At 69.3% G+C, this 11499-nt stretch carries 12 protein-coding genes and 2 pseudogenes; 5 read left to right on the top strand and 9 right to left on the bottom strand.

Translation table 11 applies throughout. The features are described 5' to 3' along the window. Together CKO28_RS28700 and CKO28_RS24565 are read right to left on the bottom strand one after the other, a co-directional pair. Nucleotides 1-154, bottom strand: a pseudogene (locus CKO28_RS28700) (IS5/IS1182 family transposase); the annotation flags it as partial. Between the two features lie 98 nt (nucleotides 155-252). Next, complete coding sequence (locus CKO28_RS24565; RefSeq protein ID WP_200343532.1) at nucleotides 253-1620, bottom strand: IS701 family transposase; 1368 nt, start codon at nucleotides 1618-1620, stop codon at nucleotides 253-255. 108 nt (nucleotides 1621-1728) lie between these two features. Between CKO28_RS24565 and CKO28_RS24560 the strand changes: the two genes are divergently transcribed. Then, nucleotides 1729-2016, top strand: coding sequence for a hypothetical protein (locus CKO28_RS24560; protein WP_200343531.1), 288 nt, complete (start codon nucleotides 1729-1731; stop codon nucleotides 2014-2016). 71 nt (nucleotides 2017-2087) lie between these two features. Here CKO28_RS24560 and CKO28_RS24555 read toward each other — a convergent pair whose 3' ends face one another. From CKO28_RS24555 to CKO28_RS24545, 3 genes are all read right to left on the bottom strand, one after another. Further along, entirely contained in the window at nucleotides 2088-2570 is a 483-nt protein-coding gene (locus CKO28_RS24555) for a peptidylprolyl isomerase (RefSeq protein ID WP_200343530.1), read from the bottom strand. A 4-nt stretch (nucleotides 2571-2574) separates the two neighbouring features. Continuing rightward, nucleotides 2575-3795: an NADP-dependent isocitrate dehydrogenase gene (locus CKO28_RS24550; protein WP_200343529.1), complete on the bottom strand. Its 1221-nt coding sequence runs from the start codon at nucleotides 3793-3795 to the stop codon at nucleotides 2575-2577. A 277-nt stretch (nucleotides 3796-4072) separates the two neighbouring features. Beyond that, a complete protein-coding gene (locus CKO28_RS24545; protein WP_200343528.1) occupies nucleotides 4073-4657 on the bottom strand; it encodes an LOG family protein in 585 nt (194 codons plus the stop codon). A 245-nt stretch (nucleotides 4658-4902) separates the two neighbouring features. On the opposite strand from CKO28_RS24545, the gene CKO28_RS24540 reads away from it, so the two are divergent. Continuing rightward, nucleotides 4903-6993: a LysM peptidoglycan-binding domain-containing protein gene (locus tag CKO28_RS24540; RefSeq protein ID WP_200343527.1), complete on the top strand. Its 2091-nt coding sequence runs from the start codon at nucleotides 4903-4905 to the stop codon at nucleotides 6991-6993. A gap of 22 nt (nucleotides 6994-7015) precedes the next feature. Here the strand turns inward: CKO28_RS24540 and CKO28_RS24535 are convergent, their stop codons facing one another. After that, nucleotides 7016-7540, bottom strand: coding sequence for a hypothetical protein (locus tag CKO28_RS24535; RefSeq protein ID WP_200343526.1), 525 nt, complete (start codon nucleotides 7538-7540; stop codon nucleotides 7016-7018). Between the two features lie 148 nt (nucleotides 7541-7688). On the opposite strand from CKO28_RS24535, the gene CKO28_RS24530 reads away from it, so the two are divergent. Continuing rightward, complete coding sequence (locus CKO28_RS24530) at nucleotides 7689-8309, top strand: CDP-alcohol phosphatidyltransferase family protein (protein WP_200343525.1); 621 nt, start codon at nucleotides 7689-7691, stop codon at nucleotides 8307-8309. Here the strand turns inward: CKO28_RS24530 and CKO28_RS24525 are convergent. Then, nucleotides 8306-8713 carry a YbaN family protein gene (locus tag CKO28_RS24525; protein ID WP_200343524.1) on the bottom strand — a complete coding sequence of 136 codons (408 nt, stop codon included), beginning with the start codon at nucleotides 8711-8713 and terminating at the stop codon, nucleotides 8306-8308. The genes CKO28_RS24530 and CKO28_RS24525 overlap by 4 nt on opposite strands. 299 nt (nucleotides 8714-9012) lie before the next feature. Beyond that, nucleotides 9013-9591, bottom strand: a complete 579-nt coding sequence (locus CKO28_RS29230) for an NAD(P)H-dependent oxidoreductase (protein ID WP_200343523.1) — start codon at nucleotides 9589-9591, stop codon at nucleotides 9013-9015. A gap of 424 nt (nucleotides 9592-10015) precedes the next feature. On the opposite strand from CKO28_RS29230, the gene CKO28_RS24515 reads away from it, so the two are divergent. Beyond that, the gene (locus CKO28_RS24515; RefSeq protein WP_200343522.1) at nucleotides 10016-10858 is read left to right on the top strand and encodes an SDR family oxidoreductase; all 843 of its coding nucleotides are present in this window, start codon (nucleotides 10016-10018) and stop codon (nucleotides 10856-10858) included. Nucleotides 10859-10935: 77 nt separating this feature from the next. Further along, nucleotides 10936-11301 carry a coiled-coil domain-containing protein gene (locus tag CKO28_RS24510; protein ID WP_200343521.1) on the top strand — a complete coding sequence of 122 codons (366 nt, stop codon included), beginning with the start codon at nucleotides 10936-10938 and terminating at the stop codon, nucleotides 11299-11301. On the opposite strand, the pseudogene CKO28_RS28125 reads toward CKO28_RS24510, so the two are convergent. Continuing rightward, nucleotides 11298-11499, bottom strand: a pseudogene (locus CKO28_RS28125) (hypothetical protein); the annotation flags it as partial. The gene CKO28_RS24510 and the pseudogene CKO28_RS28125 sit on opposite strands and share 4 nt — an antisense overlap.

Genomic DNA, 11499 nt, shown 5'->3' with positions numbered 1-11499 from the left:
TGATGACCTCGCGGAGATCCACCTCCCGCGGGCGACCGATCCGGCGGTCCGCCGGAAGTTTCGGGCGGATCACCTCCCATTCGAGGTCCGTGGTATCACTTGCGTAACGCAGGTGCGTACGGTCATACTTCGGGCGAGTGGTTTCAGTCCACATGATGTGCCTCCTCGTCTGTTTGCCACAACGAGGGCATCATAAAGGGCTGAAATCACTCAACGAGTTTCGGGCCAGCCTCTCAGCTCGACTTTGCCCAATCATGCAGCGTAGCAGAGCGCGCTGGCCATGCGTTTGAACAGGCCGGGCGGGATTTTCGCGCGGTCTAGGTTTTCTGTGGACATTGGGTTAATGCCGCCGAGCCAGAGCTGGTAGCGCACGAGCCCGATCGCGTCGGAGAAGGTAAAGGCGGTCTTGGGGTACCAGACGGCGCCGCGCGGGCCGACAGCTTTGGCGATGAGTTCGCCTGACCACAGGCAGACCAAGCTGTAAAAGCCGAGCAGAGCCGGGGTGGTGCGCAAGATGGCGAGATCGTTCCACTGCCGCTGGGTTTCGGCGCCGAGGTGCGCACGGGCCTCGGCGAAGGTGACCTCGACCTGCCAGCGCCGGACGAAGTAGGCGACGATGGTTTCGGGCGCGAGGTCGGGATCGGTGCTGAAGAAGGCCTGCAGCTCGCGGTCGCTCTCGGCGTCTTTCACGAGGACCCAGCGCAGTGGAACATGGTCGCCTTTGCGGTTCCAGGAAGCGGTCCCGGTGGCGATGTCCAGGGTCCGGGTCTGGTTGCCGTACCAGCCGTTGACGGTGACCCGGCGCCAGGATGTGCGCGGGTCGACCGCCTGATCCTTGAGCTTGGGCAGCGCGGCACCCTGCTTGGCCGGTCGGCCGGGTTTGAGGGTGCGCGGTGGGGGTGGCTCACGGAGATTGGCATCCAGACGCAGCCGGCTGATCACGGTGCAGCGCGACCGAACGGCGGCGAGCAGATCGATCACGGCGAAGCTGCTGTCGCCAACGAAGACGACGCGCCGGTCCGGCAGCCAGCGCACGAGCTGCAGCATGCCCTGACGCGCCCAGTCGGTGAGTCGCTTGTGGGACCGTCCGCGCGCGGTGTTGTAGCCCTTGGATGGCGCCAGGATGGACAGCACGGGCAAGGCGCGGATGCCGCCCAACCATGGCACGGGCACCAGGACCATGAAGCACAGCCAGCGCAATCCGCTGGTTTTGACGAAGTGGCTATGGCTGGAGCGGACGGGGTCGCGGTAGATGCCGCGCGCGGCGATCTTGGGTCCCCAACGTCGCTCGATGGTGTCGTCCAGGCCGATCACCACTGGCTCGTCACCGACGAGGGCGGTGACGATCAGCTCCAGCAGCACGCGCGCGGCCGCCCGGGACGACCAGCGGGCCCGGTTGAGGACCTGATGGTAGCGGGTGAAGTTCGTAGCCGTGTCCCGGCCGGTGACGCGCAAGGCGGCGGTGACCGTGCGTTTCCCGGGGGCGAGCACGGCGCCGAGGGCGAGCACCAGGGCATGCTCCCAGGTTGGCGCGGTGAAGAGGGACCGGAAGGGCTGCAGCCAGGCGCGCAGAGGCTGCGGGACCGGCTCGGCGGACGACGCGGAGCGATGCTGGGTCATCGCAGGCGTAGAATCGAATCCCGCCCGCGTTACAAGATATTGGGGCTGCGGCGTTTCGACTCGCCTAAACCGAGCGACGGGCGCCGCGGGCCCGGCTACACTTTGGCCATGTCACGACAGAACGAGACCCTGGCGCGGATCGAACGCTTTAACCGACGCCACGGTGGCGGCGTGAGCGCCGTCTACCGCCAGGGCGGCTACACGCTCACAGTTGCGGAGACCGGGGCTCCGGTCGCCCGGCTGAAGCCAACCGGCCAGAGCGACACCATGCGCGTGTACTACTGGTCGCATCGTGAGAAGTGGGCCGATGCCGGTCCGCTCGGCGGCGTGATCCTGCCACTGGATGACGCCCTGAAGACGATCGCCAGCGAACCCGTGTTCTGGGCCTGGGCCTGAGCGGCTCGTCCGAACAGCCTCAGCAACGCTCGATTTTGAGCAAAGTCGAGCTCAGGCGGGGGTCGGCGGGCCTACGCGTCCGCCGCGACCTGCGCCTGCTTGAGCGGGTCGGGATCGTCGACCGCGCCGGACTGGCGGCCGGCCGGGGCCTTCTTCAGGGCGTCGACGGCGTCCATGCCGTCCACCACCTCGCCCCAGACGGTGTAGGAGCCGGTCAGGAAGTCGCAGTCGGCGAGGCAGATGAAGAACTGGCTGTCGGCCGAGTTCGGGTCCTGCGTGCGGGCCATGCCGCAGGTGCCGCGCTTGAACGGCTGCTTGGAGAACTCGCCCTTCAGCTTTTGCCCGGAGCCGCCGGTCCCGGTGCCCTTCGGGTCGCCGCCCTGGGCCATGAAGCCGTCCATCACCCGGTGGAACGGCGTGCCGTCGTAAAAGCCTTGCCGGACCAGTTGCTTGATCCGGGCGACGTGGTTGGGGGCCAGGTCCGGGCGCAGCCGAATGGTCACGCGCCCGGCCGGCAGATCGAGATACAGGGTGTTTTCCAGGTCCTCGCTCATGCCCCTACGCGTGCCCCAGCGCCTGCTTGAGGTTGGCGTCGACCGCGTCGAAGAACTCGGCGGTGGTGAGCCACTTCTGGTTCTCGCCGACCAGGAGCGCCAGGTCCTTGGTCATCTTGCCCTGTTCGACCGTGTCGACGCAGACCTTCTCCAGCGTCTCGGCGAAGTTGACCACGTCCGGCGTGTCGTCGAGTTCGCCGCGGAACTTGAGCCCGCGGCTCCAGGCGAAGATCGAGGCGATCGGGTTGGTCGAGGTGTCCTTGCCCTGCTGGTGCATCCGGTAGTGCCGGGTGACCGTGCCGTGCGCGGCCTCGGCCTCGATCGTCTTGCCGTCGGCGGTCATCAGCACGCTGGTCATCAGGCCGAGCGAGCCGTAGCCCTGCGCCACCGTGTCGGACTGCACGTCGCCGTCGTAGTTCTTGCAGGCCCAGATGTAGCCGCCGGACCACTTCAGCGAGGCGGCGACCATATCGTCGATCAGCCGGTGCTCGTAGGTGATGCCCAGGCGATCGAACTCGGCCTTGAACTCGGTGTCGAAGACCTCCTGGAAGATGTCCTTGAAGCGGCCGTCGTAGGTCTTGAGGATCGTGTTCTTGGTCGACAGGTAAACCGGCCAGCCGCGCTGCACGCCGAACTGGAAGCAGGCGCGGGCGAAGTCGCGGATCGACTCGTCCAGGTTGTACATCCCCATGGCGATGCCGGGCGCCTTGAAGTCCTGGACCTCGTAGGTCACCGGCTCGCCGCCGTCGGCCGGGGTGTAGGTCATGGTAACCTTGCCCGGGCCCGGCACCTTGAAGTCGGTCGCGCGGTACTGGTCGCCGTGGGCGTGACGGCCGATCACCACCGGCTGGGTCCAGCCCGGCACCAGCCGCGGCACGTTCTGGCAGATGATCGGCTCGCGGAACACCGTGCCGCCCAGGATGTTGCGGATCGTGCCGTTCGGCGAGCGCCACATCTTCTTCAGCCCGAACTCCTCGACGCGCGCCTCGTCCGGGGTGATGGTGGCGCACTTGACGCCCACGCCGTGCTGCTTGATCGCCTTGGCGGCGTCGACCGTGACCTGGTCGTCGGTCTCGTCGCGGTGGGTGACCGACAGGTCGTAGTACTTCAGATCGACGTCGAGGTAGGGGAGGATCAGGCGCTGCTTGATCCAGTCCCAGATAATCCGGGTCATCTCGTCGCCGTCGAGTTCGACGACCGGGTTGGCGACCTTGATCTTCGCCATCTTTGCCTCCCCTTGGGCGCGGGCTGATAAATCGGCGGAAATGGGGCGGCGCGCACACCGGCCGCGCCCCGTCCGGATCGGTGCGCGGGACAATAAGCAGGCGGCTTGTGCGGTGCAAGAACCGGGCGCGGCATGCGGTCGCGCCCTGGACCGGGGCAATATGCCGAAAGGCGGAACCAGCTGTCGGCTGAATCTTGCCCTTACGTGAAGACGTTAGAGCGAAATTCCGCCTCAAGGTCGAGTCGGCCTGCAAGCATTTCGCTCTGGGTTCCGCCGCTCAGGTCCACTCCGGTCGGTCGGGTCGGGTCGGGTCGGGATGCTCTTCGATCGCGCGGAACAGCCCGTCGATGTCGGACACGACCTCGAACAGCTCGATGTGGTCCGGCTTCAGGAAGCCCATCGCCTGCTGGTGGGCGAACAGGTCGAACAGCGGCCGCCAAAAGCCGTCGTGGTCGATCAGCACCACCGGCTTGTCGTGCAGGCCGAGCTGCTTCCAGGTCAGGATCTCGATCGTCTCGTCCAGCGTGCCGATCCCGCCCGGCAGGCTGCAGAACGCGTCCGCGCGCTCGAACATCGCCTGCTTGCGCTGGTGCATGTTGTCGACCACCACAAGCTCGCTATCGGCCTGTTCGCCGACCTCCCGGCTCATCAGGTGGCGGGGGATGATCCCCGTGACCGTTCCGCCGGCGCGCACCGCGGCGTCCGCGACCTGACCCATCAGCCCGACCGTGCCGCCGCCGTAGACCACGCCGACGCCCTGCTCCGCGCAGCGCCGGCCCAGTTCCTGGGCGATCGCGCCATAGCCCTGCGCGGCCCCGGCGCTGGAGCCGCAGTAGACGCAAAGGGTGTCGAGCTTGGCCATGGGCAACGTGCCTTCGGGGTAACGGGACTGGGTTTGCGTGGCGGGCCGCGTGCGACCGTCCCGTCTTGTCCAACGGCCGCGCATGTGCGGTCAATCGTGCGCGTGTCGTGCGCCAATACGGGTTCACATCGAAACCGGCGGGCGCCATCTAAAACATTCCGGGAACGTTGCGCGTGCGCCCCGGTCAAGCTAAGAATTACGCGCGTTTGGGGGCACGTTAACGGGGGATTGCGAGTGATGACGGCATGGCCGGACGATTCGTAACTGTAACCGGGGGGCTTTTACTGGCAGCCGCGCTGGGTGCTTTCGTCGCCGAGCGCGCCGGCTGGTTCGACACCGCGGGCTGGCGCGATGCGCTGCCGGGACTGCAGGACGGGGAGACGACTCCGCCGTCCGGACCGGGCGCGGAGTCCGTCCCGGCGCCGGAAACGCGGCCGCAGCAGGAAGCGGTCGCGCGCCCGGTACGAAAACCCGCGCCGGACGCCGTGGCGCCGGCGCGCAAGCCCGATAGTCCCCCGCCGACCCAAACCGCTAAGCGCGCCCCTGCCGCGACGGGCGATGCCGCCAGCGCCGACACCAAGGGCGACGGGGCAACGGCGCAGACGGATGCCGGTACCGCGTCCGACGGCGACGGGGGACAAGCCGCCCAGGCCGGCGAACCGGCACGCGCCGCGCACGCGGATGCCGACGACCGGGCGCCGGACGCGGCGGATGTTGCGGCGCGGCCGACGGAGGAAACCGACAGCGCCGGCGGCCGGCCGGCAAGGTCGGATCGAACCGCCGGCACGCCCGCCGGCACGCCCGCCGGCACGCCCGCCGGCGCGTCCGCCGACGGACCTGCCGAGGAACCTGCCGCCCCCAAGGCGCGCACCGGGGACACAGGTGCGGCCGGCCCGGATGCCCGCGATCCCGACGGCGGCATGCAGTTGACCGTGCCGGCCCGCGAGGGGCCGGGCGACGCGCCCGCGGAGGCGGCGGTCGCACAAGTCCCGATGCCGGCGGCGCCCAGCTTCGATATCGTGCGCGTCGAACGCAGCGGCGAGGCGGTGATCGCCGGCCGGGCGCCGCCGCAAAGCCGGGTCACGGTGCTGCAGGGCGATCAACCGATCGCCACGGTCAGGGCCAACGACCGCGGCGAGTTCGTCGCGATCCCCCACCGCCCGCTGCCGCCCGGCCAGCGCCAGCTAACCCTGCAAGCCGAGGATCCCGAGAGCGGCGAGACGACCGAGTCCGACCGCGCGGTGGTGATCGACGTCCCGCGGATGCCCGATGACGACCGCCCGAAAACGGCCCAGGCGACCCAGCCTGGCGCCGCGCCGGACGGCCAGGCGGCGTCGGAGGGTACCGCTCCTCGATCCGCAGGCGAACGCGACACGGTCGCCGTGAGGGACAATCGGCCCGCGGCCGAGCCGCCGCTTTTGAGCGACGCGCCCGACGGGTCGCAGCGGACCGGGGCGGGTTCCGGCGAAGCCGCCGGCAAGACGCAAGCTGCGGGCGAACCGCTGAGCGTTCCGGCCCCGCCCGCGGGCGGGGACGCCGATTCGCCCGCGGCCGCCGTGACCGACGTGCCCGAGCCGGCCGGCGGGGGCCCCGAGGTCACGACCCGAACCGCGGGGTCCGAGGGCAACGGCGGCGCGCGCGTGACCGCCCGGCAGGATACATCCACCGGCGACGAGCCCGATAGCCGGACCGCCACCCGCGCCCTGCGGCCCCAGGCGGCCGCGCCGTCGCAAGGGCGCGGCGGCGATACCGCGTCCGGCGGCAGCCGGGACGACAAGCCGATCGCCGTGCTGGTCCCGCGCCAGGGGACCGGCGCGGTCGAGGTGCTGCAGCGGCCGTCGGGCGAAACCGGGCTGACGGACCGCGAGCTGGTGTTGGAGGCCGTGCAGTACACGGTCGACGGCGGCATCTCGATCAGCGGCCAGGCACCGTCGGAGGCGCTGGTCGTGGCCTATCTGAACGAGATGGAACTGGCCCGCACCCGGGCGCCCGCGAACGGCAACTGGACAATGGCGCCCGAGACCGACGTGCCGCCCGGCCTGCACACCCTGCGGATCGATCAGGTCGGACCCGACGGTCAGGTGCAGGCGAGCGTGTCGACGCCGTTCGCCAACCAGCCGATGGTCGACGACCTGGACCAGAACGAGGGAATGGTGGTGATCCAGCCGGGCGACAACCTCTGGACGATCGCGCGGCGCACCTATGGCCAGGGCTGGGAGTATACGCTGATCTACCGCGCCAACCGCGACCAGATCCGCGATCCCGACCTGATCTATCCGGGGCAGGTGTTCGTGGTGCCGGAGGAGCAGCGCCGCGCGACCGGGGACGGCGAGTGACGCCGCGCCGCCGGTCGGCGGCTCAGCGCGGGCGCAGCGCCCCGGCGGCCGCCAGCAGGTCCAGATAGGGCCGCAGGTCGACCAGCAGGCAGCTCACCGTCGCGACCACCGTGACCGGGGTGCGCGGGCGCGGCACGGCAGCGCTGAAGTTGGCGCGGATGCGCCCGCCGGCTTCCAGGCCGAGGCTGCCGCGCGCCGGTTTGGCCAGGCTCAGGATCTCCAGCGTGGCGCGCCGGCCGGCCAGCGTCTCGGCCGAAAACGGCAGGACGCCCAGCACCGCGCTCATGGTTAGCGGTGCGTCGAGGTCTCCCGGCAGCTCGGCGTGGAACGGCACGCCCCGGAACACGAAGTCGAACGCGACCGGGGCCGGGCTCGGGTAGGCGACGTCGACGTGACCGGACGACGAAACCGACAGGTGGCCGACCTCGTAGGGCCCGTCGCGCCGCGCGCTGAAGGTGTTGAACACGGTTTGCGCGCCAGCGGGTGTGCCCGCGTCGGCGGACGCCGCCGTACCGACATGATCGTGATCGCGCGCCGCTTGATCCACCGTTGGGTCCCTTCATGCTCTCGGGCAGTGCGCCCGCCGGACATTCCACGACAAACGGCTTAAGAACCGGTTAGCGGTTGCGCGCCCCCGGCAGCCCGGCACCCCAGGCGCAGACCCCGCGGCCCCGAGCAGGAGACACGCAGACACGATGCTGGACGCCTACATGCGCCGCCGGATCGACCCGGCGTTGGACCGCCTGGGTGCGCGGCTGGCCGCCGCCGGCGTGCGGGCGGACACGCTGACGCTCGCCGGCTTCGCGGTCGGGCTGACCGCGATCCCGCTGGTCGCCGCTGGCTGGACCTGGGCGGCGCTGGCCGCCCTGCTGATCAACCGGCTGGCCGACGGGCTGGACGGGGCGGTCGCGCGGCACGACCGCCTGAGCGACCTGGGCGGGTATCTGGATATCGTCTGCGATTTCCTGGTCTATGCCGGCATCCCGGTCGGGTTCGCGCTATTGGACCCGCCGGCGAACGCGCTGCCGGCGGCGGTGCTGTTGTTCTCGTTCATGGGCACGGGCAGTTCGTTCCTGACCTACGCCATCATCGCGGCCAAGCGGGGCGAGACGACCGAAATCCGGGGCCGGAAGTCGCTGTATTACCTGGGCGGCCTGACCGAGGGGACGGAGACGTTCGCCTTCCTGGCCGCGATTTGCGCATTTCCGCAGGCGTTCGCGCCGCTCGCCTACGTCTTCGCCGCGGCCTGCTGGATTACCACCGTGTCGCGGATGCTGGCCGCGGTACGCGCGTTCGGCGCGCCGCGCGCGGGTTAAGCGTCGCGCGGGGCCGGCCGGGTGGCGACGTAGAGGCTGACGCAGGTCAGGGTGGCGGCGAGCGCGAGCAGGGCGTAGGGACCGGCGCCGCCGTGCCAGGCGATCGCGAACGAGACCGCCATCGCGACCACGGCGAACACCTTCGCCCGGGTCGGGATCGCGCCCTCGACCTGCCAGACGCGGATGTAGCTGCCGAAGCGGGGATGGCTGTGCAGCCAGTGCCGCAGCGCCGGCGAGGAACGCGCGTAGGCCCAGGCGGCGAGCAGCATCAGCGGCGTCGTCGGCAACAGCGGCACGAAGGCGCCGACCGCGCCGACGCCGACCGCGCAATGGCCGAGCGCGAGCCACAGCCACCGTGTGGCGGGGGTGGCCAGCTGCTGACGTTCCTGCTCGGGCACACTCATAACCGCTCCGTTGGCTGGGACCTGCCTCTTCGAGACCTGGCGGTTCGCTTCCGCGGCGACCAGGGGACGCGATGCGGCATTGGGGCAAGATGCTGAAAGGTCGAATCGCCTTTGATCTGAATCTTGCCCTTTCTTCGAGAAGTTAGAGCAAAATGCTGCAAGGTGAATCCACCTTTCAGCTGAATCTTGCTCTCTATTCAAGGAGTTAGAGAAAAATTCACGATGAGGGGCCACCCGACCGCCATCGATTTTGCTCTAGAGCGCCGCGGCGTGCATGCCGTATGCTGGCGCGCGTGGGCTCAGGCATGCAGTCTTGCGGTCGTCTGCGCGAGCGCCCGGCCAATGCCTTTGACGGCTGCGTCCGCCGCCGGATCGCTCAGCCGGCCGTCGGCGTCGAACGCCTCCCCGGCGCGCGCCAGGGCGTGCTGCTGCGGGATCACGTGGACGCGGATGCCGCTCAGGATCTGGCGCACGTGGGCCAGCCCGCGCAGACCGCCCAGGCCGCCCGGCGACGCGGCGACCAGTCCGGCGGTCTTGCCGTCGAATGCGGCCAGCGTCGGTTCGTCCGAGTCGGCCGGGCGGGTCACCCAGTCGATCGTGTTCTTCAACAGCGGCGTGATCGAGCCGTTGTATTCCGGGCAGGCGAGCAGCAGGCCATGGTGCTCCCGGAACAGCGCCTTCAGCTTGTGCGCAGTGTCGGGCAGGCCGTCGCTGGCTTCCAGGTCGCCGTTGTAAAGCGGCATGGGATAGTCCGCGAGATCGATCGCCGTCACGTCCGCGCCCGCGTCTTGAGCGCCCGCGACGGCGGCCTGCAGCACCTTCTTGTTCACCGAATCGCGCCGGGCGGACCCGGCTAAAGCCAGAATGCGGACGCTCACGGGTGGAAACTCCAAAGGTTGGAACGGACGGGAAGGCACGGTGCGGCCTTCTGCGACATGGCCGCCGCCCCCGGCGGGGCAAGAGCGACGGGCGCGAAATCGACCCGAGCGCGCCGAACACGGCCACGGTGACCCGCCCGGCCCAGCCGGCGAGCGCCGCCGGATCGGCGATCCCCCAGGCCGCAGCGCCCGCGCACAGCGGCAGCGAGACGAACAGCCCACGCGCGAGCCAGCTTCGTAACGCCAACAGCATGGCGAGCGCTTCGGGGCGCGCGGCTCAGGCTTTCGGGCCCGGCATTGGGCGCACAGGGGGCGGGCCCTGGGCCGGCTTCGGCTGTGCGACAGTCCGGCCTGCGGTTGCCCTGGACCGGTCTGGACAGCAGGATGCGCGCGCGCTCTTCGTTCCACCGTCCGGCCTCGTCTCATGGACTCCGAGCGAACCGTTCTGATCACCGGCTGCTCGTCCGGGATCGGCTACGCCAGTGCGCGGCTGCTGCACGCGCGCGGCTGGCGGGTGGTCGCCAGTTGCCGCAAGCAGGCCGACGTCGACCGGCTGCGCGGGGAGGGGCTGGCGTGCGTTCAGCTGGACTACGAGGATCCTGCCAGCATCGAACGCGGGTTCGCCGATGCGCTGCAGGCTGCCGGCGGGCGGCTGGACGCGCTGTTCAACAACGGCGCCTACGCCGTTCCCGGCTGTGTCGAGGACCTGCCGACCGACGGGCTGCGGCAGATCTTCGAGGCCAACCTGTTCGGCTGGCACGACCTGACCCAGCGGGCGATCCCGGTGATGCGCGCCCAGGGGCACGGCCGGATCGTGCAGAACTCCAGCGTGCTGGGGCTGGTCGCGCTCAAGTACCGCGGTGCCTACAACGCCAGCAAGTTCGCGTTGGAAGGCCTGAGCGACACGCTGCGGATCGAGCTGGCGGGCACCGGCATCCAGGTCGCGACGATCGAGCCGGGGCCGATCGCGACCCGGTTCCGGCGGAACGCGAGGCCGCAGTTCGAGCGCTGGATCGACTGGGAAAACTCCCCCAACAGAGAGCTTTACGAACAGCGGATGATACCCCGTCTGAACGCAGACGAGGGCGCCACCCAGCCGTTCGAGTTGCCGGCGGAGGCGGTTGCCGACAAGCTCGTCCACGCGCTGGAGGCCCGCCGTCCGAAGCCGCGTTACTACGTCACCGTGCCGACCCACGCGATGGGCCTGCTGCGCCGGCTGATGCCGACCCGCCTGCTCGACCGCATCGCGGACCGCGCGTCGAGCTAGACGGGCGGCGGGGTCGAGGCGCCTGCGGTTGCATTTCCCGCCGGTTGCGCCACACTTGAGCGCATGGAGCGCGCGACATGACGGGCCCGGCCCTGGACACCCACAAGCTGGTCAAGCGGCTGACCGACAGCGGCCTGTCGGAGCAGGCCGCCGAGGTGCTGGCCGAGGCGTTGCTGTACCGCGCCGAGGATGTCGCGACGAAGCAGGACGTCGAGGGGGCCCGGCAGGACCTCAAGCAGGACATCGAGAGCGTCCGGCAGGACCTCAAGCAAGAGATCGAGAGCGTCCGGCACGAGCTCAAGCAGGATGTCGAGAACGTCCGGCAGGACCTCAGGCAGGAGATCGAGAGCGTCCGGCAGGAACTCAAACAGGACATCAATGTCTTACGCGCGGAAGTCAAGGCGGAGATACAAAGCGTTAAGGTGCAGGTCTTATACCCCTAACCTTCCAAAATCCGAAAATCTTGGTGGGTTATGATGCGGAAGTTGTCGGACACCTGTTCCCTGAATGTCTTCCATTCTCTTGGAATAGTGTCTCGAAAGAACACCAGGATAGCATCGGCGAATTGTTTCCGGGTGGGGTAATGACGGTTGTGCGTCACGCGCTGATGCATGACCGCCCATAATCGCTCGATCGGGTTC

Origin of the sequence: Rhodovibrio sodomensis (genome assembly GCF_016583645.1) — a bacterium.
In the GTDB taxonomy this organism is placed as follows: domain Bacteria; phylum Pseudomonadota; class Alphaproteobacteria; order Kiloniellales; family Rhodovibrionaceae; genus Rhodovibrio; species Rhodovibrio sodomensis.
The sequence above is the reverse complement of the archived record's forward strand: the minus strand, read 5'-3'. Positions and strand labels throughout refer to the sequence as shown.